General features: G+C 50.6%; 17 protein-coding genes. 5 read left to right on the forward strand and 12 right to left on the reverse strand.

The features are described 5' to 3' along the window. Positions 1-88: 88 nt before the first annotated feature. Both CMUST_RS03095 and CMUST_RS03100 read right to left on the reverse strand, forming a co-directional pair. Positions 89-799 (reverse strand): response regulator transcription factor, encoded by a 711-nt coding sequence (locus tag CMUST_RS03095; protein WP_047261288.1) that lies wholly within the window; start codon positions 797-799, stop codon positions 89-91. Then, on the reverse strand, positions 792-1,568 hold the full coding sequence (locus CMUST_RS03100) for a sensor histidine kinase (protein ID WP_047261289.1): 777 nt from the start codon (positions 1,566-1,568) through the stop codon (positions 792-794). The genes CMUST_RS03095 and CMUST_RS03100 overlap by 8 nt, the downstream gene beginning before the upstream one ends. 579 nt (positions 1,569-2,147) lie before the next feature. Between CMUST_RS03100 and CMUST_RS03105 the strand changes: the two genes are divergently transcribed. Beyond that, entirely contained in the window at positions 2,148-2,708 is a 561-nt protein-coding gene (locus CMUST_RS03105; protein WP_052844503.1) for an NADPH-dependent FMN reductase, read from the forward strand. A gap of 334 nt (positions 2,709-3,042) precedes the next feature. After that, on the forward strand, positions 3,043-3,603 hold the full coding sequence (locus CMUST_RS03110) for an NADPH-dependent FMN reductase (RefSeq protein ID WP_052844504.1): 561 nt from the start codon (positions 3,043-3,045) through the stop codon (positions 3,601-3,603). Between the two features lie 111 nt (positions 3,604-3,714). On the opposite strand, the gene CMUST_RS03115 is transcribed toward CMUST_RS03110, so the two are convergent. From CMUST_RS03115 to CMUST_RS03150, 8 genes are all read right to left on the reverse strand, one after another. After that, positions 3,715-4,170, reverse strand: coding sequence for a hypothetical protein (locus tag CMUST_RS03115; protein ID WP_047261290.1), 456 nt, complete (start codon positions 4,168-4,170; stop codon positions 3,715-3,717). A gap of 97 nt (positions 4,171-4,267) precedes the next feature. Next, positions 4,268-4,636, reverse strand: a complete 369-nt coding sequence (locus tag CMUST_RS03120) for a hypothetical protein (protein ID WP_047261291.1) — start codon at positions 4,634-4,636, stop codon at positions 4,268-4,270. A gap of 653 nt (positions 4,637-5,289) precedes the next feature. After that, a complete protein-coding gene (locus CMUST_RS03125) occupies positions 5,290-5,472 on the reverse strand; it encodes a hypothetical protein (RefSeq protein ID WP_047261292.1) in 183 nt (60 codons plus the stop codon). 20 nt (positions 5,473-5,492) lie between these two features. After that, entirely contained in the window at positions 5,493-5,867 is a 375-nt protein-coding gene (locus CMUST_RS16510) for a hypothetical protein (RefSeq protein WP_144414114.1), read from the reverse strand. Between the two features lie 521 nt (positions 5,868-6,388). Then, positions 6,389-7,369: an SMI1/KNR4 family protein gene (locus tag CMUST_RS03130; RefSeq protein WP_047261293.1), complete on the reverse strand. Its 981-nt coding sequence runs from the start codon at positions 7,367-7,369 to the stop codon at positions 6,389-6,391. 1 nt (position 7,370) lies between these two features. Continuing rightward, positions 7,371-7,826 carry a hypothetical protein gene (locus CMUST_RS03135; protein WP_047261294.1) on the reverse strand — a complete coding sequence of 152 codons (456 nt, stop codon included), beginning with the start codon at positions 7,824-7,826 and terminating at the stop codon, positions 7,371-7,373. 51 nt (positions 7,827-7,877) lie between these two features. Next, a complete protein-coding gene (locus tag CMUST_RS03140; RefSeq protein ID WP_047261295.1) occupies positions 7,878-8,324 on the reverse strand; it encodes a hypothetical protein in 447 nt (148 codons plus the stop codon). A 536-nt stretch (positions 8,325-8,860) separates the two neighbouring features. Beyond that, positions 8,861-11,074, reverse strand: coding sequence for an NADP-dependent isocitrate dehydrogenase (locus CMUST_RS03150; protein WP_047261297.1), 2,214 nt, complete (start codon positions 11,072-11,074; stop codon positions 8,861-8,863). A gap of 325 nt (positions 11,075-11,399) precedes the next feature. On the opposite strand from CMUST_RS03150, the gene CMUST_RS03155 reads away from it, so the two are divergent. Beyond that, positions 11,400-12,665 carry an ATP-binding protein gene (locus CMUST_RS03155; RefSeq protein ID WP_047263322.1) on the forward strand — a complete coding sequence of 422 codons (1,266 nt, stop codon included), beginning with the start codon at positions 11,400-11,402 and terminating at the stop codon, positions 12,663-12,665. Between the two features lie 11 nt (positions 12,666-12,676). Beyond that, entirely contained in the window at positions 12,677-13,885 is a 1,209-nt protein-coding gene (locus CMUST_RS03160) for an MFS transporter (RefSeq protein WP_047261298.1), read from the forward strand. Here the strand turns inward: CMUST_RS03160 and CMUST_RS03165 are convergent. After that, positions 13,882-14,256, reverse strand: a complete 375-nt coding sequence (locus CMUST_RS03165) for an immunity 22 family protein (protein ID WP_047261299.1) — start codon at positions 14,254-14,256, stop codon at positions 13,882-13,884. The genes CMUST_RS03160 and CMUST_RS03165 overlap by 4 nt on opposite strands. Before the next feature lie 886 nt (positions 14,257-15,142). Beyond that, positions 15,143-16,441: an AAA family ATPase gene (locus CMUST_RS03175; RefSeq protein ID WP_047261301.1), complete on the reverse strand. Its 1,299-nt coding sequence runs from the start codon at positions 16,439-16,441 to the stop codon at positions 15,143-15,145. 217 nt (positions 16,442-16,658) lie between these two features. Between CMUST_RS03175 and CMUST_RS03180 the strand changes: the two genes are divergently transcribed. Continuing rightward, entirely contained in the window at positions 16,659-17,618 is a 960-nt protein-coding gene (locus CMUST_RS03180; RefSeq protein ID WP_047261302.1) for a DUF6138 family protein, read from the forward strand. Positions 17,619-17,684 lie beyond the last annotated feature (66 nt).

A 17,684-nucleotide genomic window follows, 5' to 3' on the forward strand; every position in this document is an offset into this window, starting at 1 on the left:
CACAAACGTGTTGTATCAACTGATTGTGATTGTGCTCAGAACTTGGTAACCGTGGTTGGTATTGCGGTAACAGTTGGTAACAGTGCTGTTACTTAATAGTTTGCTCACGCTGGAAAACGTAGCCTTGGCCACGCACTGCTGTGATTGAATCTGCTGCTAATCCGGCATTTTCCAGCTTTTTTCGAAGCCGATAGGCGGTGGACTTGACCATGTTTCTTCCGCCTTGAGTGGCCGTGGTATTCCATACCTCATTAAGCAATTGCTTGACGCTTACTACCTCATTTGGGTGGGATACCAACGCTTGCAGCAATTTTCCCTCAGTCGCAGTTGTGTCAACCTTGCGACCATCGATGAATACTTCGTGATTTGCGGAATTGATAGTCACCGGCCCGTAGATGATTTCATGGGTAGCGGGGCGGGGTAGTCCAGAACTACGCCGTAAAACGGCCAACGATCGCAGCACCAATTCCTTGGGGGAAAACGGTTTAGCCAGGTAATCATCTGCACCGGCCTCAAGCCCTTCAACCCGATTGTCCGTTTCGCCCAGCGCTGTGAGCATGATTATCGGAACATCGCCGCTATTCGAGGCGCGAATCCGTTGACACAGGGCATAACCAGAAGCATCCGGCAGCATCACATCAAGGATGATGAGATCGCAGTGATTCTCAGAAAATAATTGCCAGCCCTTATGCGCTGTGGTTGCGGACATCACGTCCAAGCCTTCCAACTCAAGGGCGTAGCTGACGATCTGAATCATTTGCGGTTCGTCATCAATAACCAGGACTCGGTGGTTATACATTGGGATTCCTTGGGAGAGTAATCAAAACAGAAGTGCCATGTTGGGCGATGGAATCAATCAGTACGGTTCCTTGGTGCAATTCCACAATTTTTTGGGTAATGGACATGCCTAATCCAGCCCCAATGGGGGTTTTCGTGCTTGTCGACGTATTGAACTGGGCGAATGGAATAAATACGTCTCGCTGTTGATGAGGCGACATTCCCGGTCCGCAATCGGCGATCGTGATGATTGCACCACGGGCAGTTTCCTCCACGTTAACCACAATGTCGCTTTCTGCTGCCGCATACCGCGCCGCGTTATTGATGACATTCCACAATGCATGTCGGATCAATTGCACATCGGCGCGAATTACTAGCGGGTCACCAGGGTCATCAACAATGATGGGAACCTCACTGATCGCCCGCAATTCCTGGGCGGTTTCTCTCAGCAATGACCGCAGGTCACAATCAGCGAAAGTTATTTTCAAATTCCCACTACTAAACTTCGCATGCAACAGAAACGTCTCCGCTACTTCGATCGCGCGGGTGGAATTGGCTGTAATGGTCGAGATGAGTCTGCTGCGTTGCTCAGCAGTGATCTCGGATTCGTGGGCAAGCAACTCTGCGGCGCTTTGAATCAACGACAAGGGCGTGCGAATCTCGTGCGCCGATATCTGCTCATCGGTCACCGCGTACTGCGTGATGCTCCCACATCGCCGCATAACAACAGCTGTGGTTACCGATGCTAATGTTGCGGCAACCACAGCCGTGAGGATCAACGCGGCAGACATACTTGCAAAGATACCCCACTCACGCAATGATCTTGGTTGGTAGATCTAAAGAAGCACAGCATGCTTTTTCTGGAAGCAGAAAGAAAAAGTCCTGTTCGGCGAAGACCGCGCCAATGCTGTATACAAAATCCCCATCATTACGGGGCGATATGCAACGGTTCCAGCAACGCGGTGACAGTCTGGGCTCAATATCTATACGAACGTGAAGAGCAAGAAATCGCTGGAATTGAAAGCATCATTGTGGGTTAACCGCTGGGTGTGCTTATCGACGTTGGATGAGTCGCGGTGCCCTTCATAATTGCTGCTTGGTTAGGTCACATCATGTCCACACGGAATCAAGCCCCGTGCGGTCGTCGTAAAGCGAGACGTCATCCATGAGTGATAAGTATAAAAGCATATGTTGTATCATAAGTGTGAACTAAAAAACTTCCTGGGGTTATGTCCTCGGAAATTCGCGTGGAAAAGTGCCCTGTTCAGCAGTTTTGCCACGGCGCGCTGTGGTGTGGCCGAAAGCCATAATTAGATTGCGTGCGAGGTACTATAGCCCAGAGAGTATCTGATCAACGATAAGGACAACTTATGTCACGAATTGGCGTAATTCTTGGATCTACTCGCCCTAACCGGATAAGTCCCCAAATTGGGCAGTGGGCAGTGCGAGAACTCCGCACCGGGTCTGCGCACGTGTACGTAACCATTGATTTGCAGGACCTAAATCTTCCGCTTTTCAACGAGCCGCAGTCGCCACGTGTCAGCCAGGACTATAAACACGAGTACACCAAAAAATGGTCTGCTTTAGCCTCAAGTTTCGATGGTTTTGTCCTCATCCTGCCGGAATATAACGGCAATATGCCTGCGGTGTTAAAAAACGCCCTCGATTATCTGTATCAGGAATGGCAGGGCAAGTTTATAACCTACATTTCCTATGGTTTCGATGGTGGTACTGCCTCGGCTGCGGCATTCGAAGGGACAGCCGCCTATTTTGGATTCACCCTCATTGACAAGAATGCGAGTCTTTGCCTCATGCCTGAGTTTTTCGACGAAAACGGTCAGCTTGTTAACCCAACGGAGGCTTTCGCGGCACACGTTGGTGAACTTAAGGCGATAGATGCTGCATTCACAGCTGCCTTGGCAGCTTCGTAGCACCTACCGGAAATGTTTATGTAAAAGGCGCACTTGATCCGCCAATGCGAAAAAGTGCGCTTTGGTTGTTTGGCCCCGTACACCTTTAAAGCACACTCAGGCTAGGCGGTCTGGAACGCTAGTGCCTGTGGGAATAGTCAACTGGTGAAATAATCTTTAGCCAACGCCTGCGGTCTTAGGTGTACATGACAACAAACTATGAACTCATTTTTTGCAAGCTAGAAGGCTACTTTCAGTCGGTAAAACCGCAGCTAATTAGTGCAAAATCATGGTATTGCGGAATACGATGTACGATAGCCGAGGAAAGTATTCAATCAACAACTAAGGACTTTACATGTCACGTATTGGTGTTATTCTCGGATCTACCCGCCCTAACCGTATCAGCCCTGAAATTGGTCAGTGGGCAGTTCAGGAGCTAAGCAACGGGTCCGAGCTTGACTATGAAATCATCGATCTCAAAGACCTGGGTCTTCCTGTCTATGATGAGCCACAGTCACCTCGCGCTAGCAACGACTACCAGAATGAGCACACCAAGAAGTGGTCTGCTCTAGCAAACAGCTTCGACGGCTTCGTTCTTATCCTGCCAGAATACAACGGCAGCATTCCTGGCGTTTTGAAGAACGCTCTGGATTACCTGTACCAGGAGTGGGAAGGCAAGCCAGTGGCTTATGTGTCCTACGGTTTCGGAAGCGGCGCAAACTCCGCAGCTGCCTTTGAAGCAATTGCTTCCTACTACGGCTTCAAGCTGGTGGACAAGAACGCAAAGCTTCAGCTCAGCGGTGACACCTACGGTGCGGACGGCAAACTGCTCGACCCAGCTCAAATCTTCGGTGCTCAGGCTGCTGACGTCAAAGCAATTGACGCTGCACTGAAAGATGCTCTTGCTGCTTCCTAAGTTTTTGGCATAGCGCACTAAAAGGAAAGCGCGCCCGGCTAGCATACGTAGCGGGTGCGCTTTTTGCGTTACCAAAGCACAACAGCATGGGCAACGTGCAGGGAACCAACCTTATTCGCTGTGATGATCCAGCTTGCGAAGACTATCCATAAACGCCCGCGGCAGGGAACTATCAACCTGCATTAACCAATGGAAAAAGAGGAAATCAAAAGGGTCTTGCTGCTCGGGGGAAGGGGAATCGGTGAGGAATTCATAATCGGTGAAAAAGATCGTCACCATATCAATGTTGTCATCCGGTTCTGATAGCTTTATGGCATTCCGCCAGGTGCGATCTCGGTGATCCGCGAGGTCCTCTTTGGTAACTTTTCCATCCATAAAGTCGCGCCCTAACGCTATGTTTGCCAACGGCTCCACGTAACGTCCACGGGGGACAACTTCATGCTCGGCGAAGTCCATGCAGGCGCGCACAAAATCCGAATATGCATGGCGTTCCAGGAAGCCGCTTTCCTCAAATTCGTCATAGACCCGCAGGTCCTCGCGGTCGTCGTAAAGCGAAGTATCGTCCATAAATCTTACGTAGCTTCTTAGGTTTTAAAAAAGTGTTGATCTGGTGGTGAGGTGGCCTGGTTGCTGTTATTTACCAAGTTTATACGTGTTTGTTGCTTCAGAGGTCTGCCAGTTTTTGCTTCGCGAAGCGTGTGCGGCTGTGTTCTTGGGCAAGGACGCTAAAGAACCGGGTCGGAAGTTTCGGGTCAATGTCGATGAGTGCTTGAAAAAAGAAAAATTCCCACGGATCCCACAAATCGTGGTCAAAGTTGCCAGTTAAAAACTCTGGGTTCATCAGCAACTGTCCCAACCGTTCTTCGGGCGAATCTGGTTCTATTCCCAGGTATGAACGCAACTGCTGGGAAGAAAAGGAGAAAGAAGAGGAAATCAGTGTAAGCGTAGGGGCGTAGAGGTCGAGGTTACGGTACAGCAAAAGCACTAAGTGCATTTCGTACAGGTAGCGTGGATCTTCCGTGATGATGACCACATCTGGAGATAACTTGCTTCTTTGGGTACACTGACTTTACTGGTAGTAACCAGTTACCAACTTAGCCTCCTGCCGGGAAGCTGGTTGGGCAATTATGGCAAGTGGTTTTCCTACAGACTAGTTTCCGACACCCAATACTAGTGCAACCTACTTCACACTCAATTATGGGCACCAGTAGAACGTACCAACGCGATGCCCAGAAAAATCAAAGCCTTCCAACTAAGTAACCCTCGTACCCGCTACATCATCACCGCCATCGTTGTCCTACATCTTCAACCACAACAAAAGCCCGGTGAGAAAACCTCAAATATTAAGCGTGAATAAGCATAGTGAACTATTAAATTAACTAGGCGAAACCCAGGGACTAAGATGGCACAAAAGTTGCGCCATAGGGCTAAGGAGAATCTGGGTGGCAGTTGAAGCGTTATCTACAGCTGGTGCTCTTAATGTCTGGGTAAGGAACATTAAACACCCCCAGCTCAATTCAACGAAAAAGCGCCAGGGGTACTCTCAACGTTTTGGAAATCCACTCACCAGTCATGTGGTAATAGCCTCGAATGCCATGTGCATCTTAGCAGTTTGACAAGGAAACTCTTGACGAGAATCCCCTCAACAGAGACTTCTTGTGAATGTAAACTGTGCTGGTTTAGTCCTTAGCCCAGGACTCGTAGAGTGGTATTACGAAAATCACGCTGAGCAATGTCCAATTGTCCATCTTTCATGGAGTCATTGGAACAGTTCAAAATGGGGCATTCAGGAGCAATCTGAATGCGGGTCTTTTCATAGCTATCCTCCCTTGTGGCGTGGTCAACGTCTTCAGCTAGGTTGGAACTCATCGCTCAGCTCCAACGAACAGTTACCGAACTTCGACATCGATAGCGGTTGGTTGTTCATACCAAGCGCAGTATGCACGTGAGCGATTATCGTTGCCTGCCAGAGTTACCCCTCGCCATGCACCATGAATTGTGCGTGGAGATGTGTTGCCATGCCACGGTGTGCATACTACGCGAGAGCGAAATGCGGATATGCCACGGCCTGGTTCACATGAAGCATGGCCGAATCCACCTGCTGGGTTATTTCGGCCAGGGACATTTTCCGCACCGAAGGTACAGTTCTTGTATGTCGGATGTTGCATTGACCAGGCAGACGCTTGGGGTGACATTAGCACGCTAGCTAGTATGGTTAATCCGACGGTGCCGATTACCGAACTTCGTTTGATTGACTTAAGCAAGATATTTCCTCCTTCGGTCTACAAGAGTTGAATAATCACCATGTGTGATTACGGCCAACTTACAAAAGAAATAATCAAATAATCTACCCAAAAATAGAATTGTTATCGTTTTGAAATAATTTAATAAAATATAATTTGCCTTAATATGAAATGAACGATTTGAGTTTTTAAATGTGCGCAATCTAGTTATTTGCAATAATATACGCTCGGATTTGGTGGTTTTAACTGCGGTGATGTCACTATCCTGGGGGCGTCAAGGTTTTTTGAATGATACGGTTGTGATTTTTAATATTCTGGTTTTTGTATAAATTTTCAATTATGAATAAAATATTATTGAGTGCAATTGTTTTAAAGTGGTGGCATGGGAAATTCTCACTAGATTTCCTCTCCTAGGTTGATTGCGAATTGTGTGAGGCTTCTGTTTGTAGAAGAACCGCCATGCTGGGGGCCTACGGTTGCGTTCATCTAGCGGGAAATGTCGATACTCCTCCGGCAGCCGGTAGAGCATTTCGTCTTCAACGTCAGTGATTGTGCGCATAGTGGGACAGTGACCATTTTCTCGAGAGTCGGGTGAAGAAATGGTAGGGGAGATCATGGTCGATGGCAATGAGGAGGGAAAAGATTTCCTCATCCCACGGTTCCCAATCACCTTCACAAATCCAACTGTTCAGAAAATCGGAATCCGCCAGCAGTTCCGCAAGTTTCACCAGAGGCGTGGTAGCTGTTTCAAACGCCCTCCTGGACGGAACCACCTCTTGTAACCGGCCGGGAACCTTCAGAAGTGTGTGCGCATACGCTACTTTCTGTTTCACCTCCGCAGCAGCGACGTGCTGCAAACAAAAATCTAGGATAAACTCCACATATTTTTCCTGCTCCACATGGGTGCAGAACCCAGTGAGCTCCAAAAAATCGCAGCACATGCGGGAACTGCTGAGGTCGAGGTGCTGAAACAACTCGAGATGCAGGCAGGAATCGCAAAGATCATTCAAATCACTAAGGCTCAAAGCTGCATGGGGGTGATGGGGAAAATCCTTGGCCTTGTTGATGAAACGCACCATCGCCGCAGCCTCCGCAGGCGATGCGGGATGAGAGATAGAGTCAAGGAGATTGTGATATAGCAGTCGGGAAAGCGCCTGTGGATTGAAAAATAGCCAATCGGCAAATGCTAGTGGACTATCGGTGCGGGGATTTACTAGGCGCCGGAAGAAGTTGCCCGCGTCGAAAAGCCACAGCTCACCTTGGGTGCGGCCACGCGCAACGATGACAACATACGTCTCTTGGCCAACCTGCTGCATGGGGATAACACCTACAGGGTGCACCGCGCCGTAAGCATTGTCGGCGTAGGGGAAATCCTCGGTGAGATCAAGCGCAAACGGCGCTGTTTCAGTAAAGAAGAACCGCCACGCAGGTGACTTGCGGTTGTTTTCATCCAGCAGGAAGTTTCGGTACTCCTCCGGCAGCCGGTAGAGCATTTCGTCTTCAACGTCAGTGATTGTGCGCATATTAGGAGTTTTCGTACACGTAGTCCAAGAAGGCGGTTGGTAGGCCTGGGCGAATGTCGAGGAGGAGGTTGAGGAATAGGAAGCAGTGGGAATCGGGGTCTTCGGGTGATTCGATGCCCTGCAGTAGATCGGGGTAGAGGAAGATCAGAGTGAGCCGCTGAATATCTTTTGCGATACCGTTTAACCTGTCGTGGCGGTGCCACGCTTGTGACCGGGCGGAGGTGAGCTGTTCTCCGGTCACATCTTTTGCGAGGAATCCCCTCGCCAGATCGAGATCATTGTGGCAGGTGAGGTCACGGTCTAGGGGAAGTACCACAGTCTCGGTGAAGTCGAGACAGAACGTGATGAAAATCGACCACGGGGTGGATTCGAAAAACCCAAGGGTTTCCAGCTCGTCTTCCACGCGGACGTCCTCATCATCCATGTCAGGGTTGTGAGGGAGCGAAGTCTCGGCCATAAGTCTCAAGTATAAAATCTCCGCGTAGCCACAATCGGGCGAATCCGGCAATTAATTTTCACACACAAAGTTTTTAAAGTCGGTGGGCAGGCTTGGGTCAATGTCCCACAGCAGATTGATGAAAAGGAAGCTGTTGGGGTCTGGCCGCTCAGATCTTTCAATTCCGGATAACAGGTCGGGGTAGAGGAAGATCACCGTGAGCCGCTGAATGTGCTTGGTCGCCCCAACCAGATCCTTGAGCCTGTCCCACGCTGCGGTGCGGCGTTGCTCAAGGTCGCTTTCGGTGATATGACCTGAAAGGAACTGCCGTGCGGAGACAATATCGCCCTGGGGGAGTGGGTCGTGGGTTAAGGGTATGACTGATTCTTCAGTGAAGGTGAGACAAAGCCCGATGAAAGTTTCCCACGGTGTTGAATCGAAAAAGCCTTCTTGCTCAAGCTCGTGGTAGATGCGAATATCGTCGCGATCGCTCAGATCGGGTTCGTCTTCGTTGACCATAAAACTCAAGCATAAAGCAAGAAAGCGTGGGATTCTGGCGTTTGGGACGTTCCGAGTTCCGGCTCGTTTCCCTATGCAACTCGACCAATCCAGTCCAGGTATAGGCGTTTCGTAGTCTAGGTGCTGGAAAAGTCGAGTTGGTGTATTTCTAGGGTTCCAAGCCGCGCGGAACGAAGGGGTAACTCGACCAATCCCGCGTGAGGTACTGGTGTTGGTGGGGTGTTTATGGAAAGAGTCGAGTTACAGGCGGTAGCTACTTTTATGTAAGGAATTTCCACCACGTGGTGGGGAGCGCCAGGTGCAGCTTCATCATGCTGTGCCCCGCTAGATACTTCCCAGCCATCACGTTTGTGCGCAACGGAAGTAGACTCGCATTCATGGGCGAGAATTACGTCGATCAGACGGACTTTTGTTGCTGTAAGCGGTCGTTGGTGGCGTCGAAAAGCGAAGGCGGAGCCATTGACGTAAATAAAAAAGGGGCCTAACCACCCGCCCCTTCAACAGGGAGCGAAGGTCAAGCCCGCTTTAGACGACAGTTACTTCTTCAAGCCATCAATGATCTCATTGAACTTAGCGGAAGGCCGCATAACTTTTTCGGCCTTCTCATCTGGCTGGTAGTAGCCACCAAGGTCGGCAGGGGAGCCCTGAACGGCGAGTAATTCGGCGTTGATCTCATCAGAACCTGCAACGAGTGCTTCCGCAACAGGCTTGAAGGTCTCGGCTAGCTCAGCGTCCTCGGTTTGCGCGGCCAAAGCCTTTGCCCACTCGGTTGCCAGGAAGAAGTGGGAACCGCGGTTGTCGATCTCGCCCACTTTGCGGGAAGGAGACTTGTTCTCATCCAGCAGACGCTCAGTAGCAGCGTCGAGAGCATCAGCCAGCACAGCTGCCTTCTTGGTGCCACCAGTGTTGGTGATGTGGCGCAGGGATTCAGCTAGTGCCAGGAACTCACCCAGGGAATCCCAGCGCAGGTGGTTTTCTTCCTGAACCTGCTGGACGTGCTTCGGGGCGGAACCGCCAGCACCGGTCTCGAACAAGCCGCCGCCAGCCATCAACGGAACGATGGACAGCATCTTCGCGGAAGTGCCCAGTTCCAGGATGGGGAACAGGTCGGTGTTGTAGTCACGCAGCACGTTGCCGGTCACGGAAATGGTGTCCTCGCCGCGGCGGATACGCTCGATGGAAACCTTGGTCGCCTCCACCGGGGACTTGATGGTGATGTCAAGGCCGTCGGTGTCATGGTCAGCCAGGTACTTCTCCACCAGGGAAATGAGGTTGCGGTCATGTGCGCGTTCTGGGTCGAGCCAGAAGATCGCGGGCATTCCGGAGAGGCGGGAACGGGTGACAGCGAGCTTGACCCAGTCCTGGATTGGGGCATCCTTGGTCTGGCAGGCACGCCAAATATCGCCAGCCTCCACGTCGTGCTCGATCAGGACGTCACCGGCGGAGTTGACAACCTGCACCTTGCCGTCGGCGGCAACGCGGAAGGTCTTGTCGTGGGAGCCGTATTCTTCAGCCTTCTGTGCCATCAGGCCGACGTTAGGGACGGTGCCCATTGTGGCTGGGTCAAACGCACCGTTTGCACGACAGTCGTCGATGACAGTCTGGTACACGCCTGCGTAAGAGGAATCCGGAATAACGGCAAGCGTGTCTTGCTCTTCACCAGCAGCGTTCCACATGTGGCCGGAGGTGCGGATCATGGCAGGCATGGAAGCGTCGACGATCACGTCGGAAGGGACATGCAGGTTGGTAATGCCCTTGTCGGAGTTGACCATAGCCAACGCTGGGCCCTCAGCCAGTACCTTTTCAAAAGCAGCCTTGATTTCAGCGCCGTTTTCTACCGACTCCAGGCCGGAGTAGATAGCAGCTAGGCCGTTCTCGCCGGTAAGGCCATTGGCTTCCAAAACATCGCCGTATTGTGCGAACACATCGGTGAAGTAAGCGCGAACCACATGGCCGAAGATGATCGGGTCGGAGACCTTCATCATGGTGGCCTTGAGGTGGGTGGAGAACAAAACACCGTCCTCCTTGGCGCGCGCAACTTGCGCAGCCAGGAACGCGTCCAGCGCCTTGGCGGACATGAAAGTGCCGTCGATAACTTCGCCAGCAAGAACCTTCAGGTCGGATTTCAGGACGGTCTCGGTACCATCAGCTGCAACGTGCTTGATGGTTAGAACATCGTCGGACGGCATAATGACGGACTTCTCGTTGTGGCGGAAGTCGTTGGCGTCCATGGTGGCAACGTTGGTCTTGGAATCCGCAGACCATGCGCCCATGCGGTGTGGGTTCTTCTTAGCGAAGTTCTTCACAGCGCTAGGCGCCCGACGGTCGGAGTTACCTTCACGCAGCACTGGGTTAACAGCGGAGCCTTTGACGGCGTCGTAACGCGCGCGGACATCCTTTTCCTCATCAGTTTCAGGATTGTCTGGGTAATCAGGAATCTTGTAGCCGAAGCCCTGAAGTTCCGCGATGGCAGCCTTGAGCTGTGGAACGGAAGCGGAGATATTAGGCAGCTTAATGATGTTCGCCTCAGGGGTCTTAGCCAACTCGCCCAATGCGGACAGAGCGTCTTCGACCTTTTGGTCGTCGCTCAAGGATTCGGGGAATTGTGCCAGGATACGCCCTGCAAGCGAGATGTCGCGGGTCTCAACCTCAATGCCTGCGGTGGAAGCGAAAGCTTCAACGATTGGTTTGAGGGAGAGGGATGCGAGGAATGGAGCCTCGTCGGTACGGGTCCAAATGATCTTAGCCATGTGTCTCCTTTAAGGAATAAAAGCTCTAAGTACAACTGTTCAGGATACCTTATAGCGCCCCGCATTCGTTACCTTTATGCAGCAATTTTGGGGGTTACCAGCGGTCTTGATCTGTCATCCGGGGGTAAAAACAGTACGGGTGTCCGGTTTTTGCAGGCTGTGCTTTTCGACGCTTGGGCAGCGCCGTCGCCACGCCTAAGCCTAAAAATCGCCGGAGCTTCATGCCTGACGAACGCTTTTCGACGCCCACACACAGGGCGGCAGATCTAACAGAAATGTAGCGGAAGATCTGACAAAATGCAGGTAAATGGGGCAGGGTGTGGTTATGGATGCCTTGCGTAGATTTGTGACATTCGAGCTTGAAGAATCGCTCGAAGATTCGCCAGTCGTCATGATTGAAGGTGCCCGACAGGTGGGCAAAAGTACCTTGGCTAAAAGCTTTATCGAAAAGCGGGCAGCGGAATATGTGACGTTGGACGATGTGCCGACATTGGAACTGGCAAGGTTCGATCCGATGACGTTTCTGGCTCGTGCGGGTGATCGACTGCTGATCGTCGATGAAGCGCAACGATTACCGGAGTTAATCCTTCCGCTTAAAGCGACAGTTGATAATAATCGTCGTCCGGGAAGATTCTTGTTTATAGGTTCGGCCAATCTACTCAAGATACCTGGTGTAGGCGACTCACTTGCGGGCCGGGTTTCAACGGTCTCCTTGAAGCCTTTTTCGATGGGAGAGATTAATCAACGCGCAGTGCCGGAGGATTTTGTCTCTTGGCTGTTAGGCGTGGTGGCAGGCGATGTCTTGCTGCCACCACGGTTTGATACTGATCGAGAAGAACTAGCAAAGAATGTCTGTATTGGTGGATATCCAGAGCCGGTTGCTCGTTCGACACCTAGACGACGGAACCAATGGTTTATCAATTACATCCAACGTTTAGTTGTCCACGATGCTGTAACTATCGGAGGTAATAGCAAAAATTTGCTTGAAGCGTGCCTGAAACGTTTAGCTGCGGAGCCTGCGCAACCGGTTGTTCAAGCTAAATTGGCGCGTCAACTTGGCGCGTCGGCTCGTGATGCCAAAGCGGTACGTGAGTTGGCTAAAACGATGTTTCTTATAGAAGAAATTCCGGCGTGGAGTACAAGTTTTTCTAACCGGGATTTAAAGACGGCAAAATCATCATTGATTGATACGGGATTTGCAGCGAGCTTGACGGGGTTCCAGCCAGAGAAATCAATTCACGTTGGCGGAATGGAGTATTTCGGAGCGTTGCTGGAACAATACGTTACGCAACAGTTGCTCGTGCAGCGTTCGTGGAGCAACGAGTTTTATGATCTGTTCCACTATCGAACCCGTGATAACCAAGAGATTGACCTGGTTATCGAATTGCGTGATGGACGGTTGATTTTTGTCGAGATCAAGGCGACCCAGACGCCGTCGATAGATGCGTTTAGAACAATGCGTAATGTTAAAGAAAAACTAGGGGAGCGCGTTGCCGCTGGCGTGGTGTTCCACACGGGAAGCTTCTGCCGTCAGATTCATGACTGGATGTTCCAATTGCCGATTAGTGCGTTGTGGGAGCATGAGGTGTAAGGTGTTCCCTCGTGATTTTTCGACGACAAGCACTTCCACGACAAACCGAGATCAGTGATCGCCAGCGGCTGATTGTGATGATCGCTATTAGCCTGGGTGGGTTCGGCATCGGCGTGAGCGAATTCGTTGCAATGGGATTATTGCGCAATATTGCGCAGGCGTATTCGGTTGCGGAGAACACCGCTGGCCACATTATCTCTGCGTATGCGTTGGGCGTGGTTATCGGAGCACCGGTGATTACAGCTTTTACTGGAATGATGCCGCGTCGACGGTTGCTGTTGCTGCTTATGGTGGCGTTTGTGGTGGGCAATGCGCTGACCGCGTTGGCGACGACGATGCCCACCCTGCTCGCTGCCCGGTTTATTGCGGGTTTCCCGCATGGCGCGTTTTTCTCTGTCGCGGCTTTGGTCGTCACCTCAATGGCACCGGAAGGGCAACGAGGCCGGGCCTTGGCTTTCGTAGGGATGGGATTCCCACTATCCAGTCTGGTAGGTGTTCCAGCAGCGCAGGCCATCGGGGAGGCAACCGAGTGGTATAACGCATATGTTCTGGTCTCCGTCGTTGGTGTGGTTACGCTGGTTGCATTGTGGTTCTTAATGCCGCACATGACGAAAATGCCGCCGACGAGTCCGCTGTTGGAACTAAGCTCCTTACGTCGGTTACAGGTGTGGCTATCACTTGCGATCGGCGCGGTTGGCTTCGGCGGAATGTTTGCGGTTTATACCTATATTTCGTGGACGATGACCAACCGTGCGGGGTTTGACCCAGACCTGATGTGGCTAGTTCTAAGCATCTACGGTGTGGGAATGATCGCGGGCAATTGGGTGGGCGGTCGCCTCGCTGACTGGTCTGTTGAGGGCGGAATCGCGGTGTCGCTTATAGCGATTGTGTTGTCGTTGACGGCGTTTTATTTCACGACTACCGCCGTGGTTCCAGCGGTAGTCAATTTCGCTGTGATTGGCGGCAGTGCCTCAGCTCTGATTCCATGCCTGCAAATTCGGCTGATGGACGTTGCGGGCAAAGCCAAGACATTGGCGGGCGCATTGAATCACTCCGCGTTAAATGTTGCTAATGCTGCGGGTGCGGCAATGGGTGGCGCGGTTATTGCCGCAGGCTACGGTTATGCATCGCCAGCATTAGTTGGCGCGGCGCTGGGAGTATGCGCCATTATGGTGTGGGCGCTTGCCGTTGCGTTACGACGCCGCAGCGCCGCAGCCTAACGGTGGTATTCGTAACAGCCGACGAATACCACGCCATTCTTATGCGTGATGTGGCCGTCAAACGCCAAGTTGTAAACGGCGATCACGCAGGTTTTCTCGTCGATAGTATCGGGAATCTGATCGGCAAAGTACTCGGCATACGACAGCGGCTCGACTAATTCCTGCCAGCTCAAACCGCCAATTTCGGCGCGGTAGGCTTCCCTGCAATCCTCGTCGTAGTACTCAATCTCGAAATCCTGGGTGAATGCAGATGCAAGAAAGTCGTCGTCATCGTGGATTTCGGAATAATCTATGGCGAGGTACCCCTCCAATTCGGCTTCGGATGCGAAATCTCCTACCCAAATGGAAACAGGTTCGGTATGTGCTGACATAGTTAGGCCCTTTCATCGAAAATGTTCTTTGATAGTTGTCTGTATTAGAAACGGCAAGGACGATGAAAAACGTGATTAACGGGGATCTAATATTCTCAGTTAAAGTTTTTACCAGCTTCTTTTTCCAAGAAATCAGCAATGCTGAAGTGCACTGAGGGGTAATCCTTTTTAATTGGGCGGCCGCGGAGGTTACTCACGAATTTGTCACGGATTGAAGTCCGTGTCTCATAGTGTCCTTTTAGCTGTTCACGTTTATAAAGCTTGGCAATTTCCCTACGTAGAGAAGCCGCTATTTTTCGACGCATTTCGCACAGTTGGTCATTATTTAGATGCAAAATGTCATCCAATACTGCATTGGCTTCACATAGCTCACCTGGATGCGCACCAGGTCTGATGCAGATTGCGCCGTTTAGAGGATTTACGTGCACCAAAATGAGTCAAACGATCTGTTGAGATTTGGGTTAAGAAAGACAGAACAAATATCAATGTCTGCTTTCGAGCTGTCACAATGAAGCTCCGAGCCTTTTGTTTTATTGCCAGCACAGACAAGAAGAAGGTTATCGATAAGTAAGGTGGTGTCTTGTTCTCGTTTTAGATCTAATCGGGTCATGCAATCTGGGGTGAGATCGGCAGAACTCTGTGGATGAAAATGTTCGATTTTTGTTGTCCGATTAATCGTCTCGGAGTCTCCTAAAGAGCATTCACAATACGCGCACAAACCATATTGGCGACGATAGAGGAATTGCCGTAATTCCTCTTTAGCCTCGGTCGAAAGATACTGATAAGGAGACTTTCCGCCATGCTGATTAAATGTTTCTTTTGCAACATAGATGGCCGTTGTTAGTGACTTCGGTAGAGTTACGTTGGGGTTGTGGGAGAACATTTCCTACAGATCCCAGCTCTCGATTTCCAAGACGGAATCGGCGTCGATGAGCTCCTCGTTAAATTCCTTGCCGCCCATCTTTTCATCTAGGTATTTTCGCAACTCTAGAGCTTTTATGCTTGTGCCTTCTCCTTTATAAACGAGAGCTAAATACTCATCTAACTTTTTTCGGTTTTCTGTGATGGGTTGAGTGTTTGTACGTTGAATCGTTTCAAGGATAACTTCAGGCCGTAACCCTTCATGGAACTCGGGGGTTTCGACTGATAGGCCGACAAGGTTACGCACACTGGAATTTGGAACTGAAGAAATAACGTGGGGACTGTGCGTAGTGAGAACAAACTGAACACCGGGAAATGTTTCACGCAGCACTATAGCAATTTCTTTTTGCCAAATAGGGTGCAAATGCAGATCGACTTCGTCGATGAGAACAATTCCAGGGCAAGAAAGTAGTGTTTCTGGTTTCGTGATGGCGGGGTTGGCTCGTGCCAATCGGCTAGCAATATCAATGGTTAGTCCTGCTGCGATTTTTGTCCCCGTTGCAAGCATATCCAGGGGCATATAACCGTAATCGTCATGCCGCAAAACGATACTTCCAACGGTCTCATTCCACTCAGGATCCTTCCAACCAGTAGGTTCCAATACCCGATTACAGGCATGAACTATCGCATTGAGATGTTGTATAGCGGCATTTCGTTTCTTTAAGCTCTCAATGAACAGCATTCTAAAATAACGGGAAAATCTATTGATGTCAGAACGTGGATCAAGTGCATGATCGTAGGCGCTAAAGCGTGAGCTTGGTACTGACCCCTGATTACGGATTTCACGTAGCAAACGTTCGACGCCGTAATATGCGATTATTGGTAAAACCGTGTTTGGTGTTGCATCTTTTTGAGCATTTTCACGAATGTTCGAAACAAAATCACGAAATTCTTTTTCTCCCATGGTCGTTCTGCTTTTTGCGGTGGGCTTAGACCTAGACCACGTCCAGTTCTCTCCGTCGACAATCGCGGTTACAGAAAGCTCGATTGGAAAACAGATATCCGTGGAAGCGACTGCCTCTACGGAATCTAAATTGGAAGGAATGCGTCGGGCGTCTTCTGAGGTGAGGTTTTTCCCCTCATCGTTTAGCTGTTTCAAGATTACCGAGAGCATGACGGCCAAGGCGTCAAGAATTGTTGTTTTTCCTGAACCGTTTTCACCGATAAGAAGTGTTACATCTTGGTTGAAATCTATGGTGAAATTGTCGTATTGGCGAAAGTTTTTAATGGTCAGGGATTCTACAAACCATGTTTTTGAGTTCATGCTTTTATGCTCCGAGTTGACGCTAATTAATTTTATTTGAAAATGTTTCTTGAATATAGAAGCTTCAATAATAAATCATTTTTACCTGGTGAGCTTTACTTACTACACTAACAAAGCAGTCCGAACCTATGTTTCCCCAAACCTTTGATTGTGGAATCAGAGGTAGGGTTTTACAGGCGGGAAATATGTTTCGGATACTTAAACGTGGATTTAAAAAATGAAATCTAACCTTGCTGATTTCTGCACCACATTGATGACCAAGTGGCGATCGGGTTTAGACGTTGCTTCGATGCTGGCGCTTGCCGATGCAGCCACTACGGATGCGGGAGGGGACGCTGTATCTTTCGTCCTTGATGAGTGGTTCGACCAGGTGCTTGGCGCACAGTTGCCCGAATCAACGGCGGAGTTTGCCTGTCACGGTGCGGTATTACAGTTGAAAAACGGCTACTGTGGCGAAAACCCAGTGGAGCGGGTTTTTACTGCCGTTGCGGCCACTAATCCCGATGTACCACCGCGATTTCTGGAAACCGGTACTGGCCGGCTACCGCAGGAATTTCAGGCTGTTGGGTTTGACGGTCTTTCCATTAGCGCCAATGACGTCACGGGCGTCATTTCCATTGACTTCACCGTCGAGAATGGCCAGACAGTGCGATTCGCAGTGGAGTTTTTAGAACGGATTCTTCGTGACACGGACTTTCCGAGAGAACTTAACATTCAGGTAACCGGCCTCACGGGGGATTACGTTCCCATTCCTGAGCTGCCGAAAATCGGCATGAGCCAATTGTTCATGTCCGCCGTTAGCTATCTACCGGTACGGGTAAGTGTTGTCCGGTATGCGCGGGAGGCGATGAAATACGACTTCTTTTACGGCTGCCCGGAACTATCCTACGAGACAGGAAAGAACATTCAACTCGGTGGGGTAGCGGTGTTTGCGTTGGGGCTCACCGCGCTGGGGGAAACTGATGTGGTTGGCGAATATATGGTCAGTTCCGGGTTGTGGGAGCAAGATATGGAGCTTTACTTCCTACGCTGCTTTGTACACATCCATGGGGGCACGCTTGCTGCGGTTCTACTTGTGGATCAATGTCTTCAGCAAGCAGAATTGGCACGTTGCAATTCTTCCGTGGTTGCGGAACTTCGAGCCTGGCGGTTAACAGTCGACAAGCGTAGGGATTGATTTGGCAGTTTTGCTCCGCATTAAGCTTTGCGACGCCACCTGGCTGCGCGTCAGAAAACCCACCGG

Source organism: Corynebacterium mustelae (assembly GCF_001020985.1).
GTDB classification, from domain to species: Bacteria; Actinomycetota; Actinomycetes; order Mycobacteriales; family Mycobacteriaceae; genus Corynebacterium; species Corynebacterium mustelae.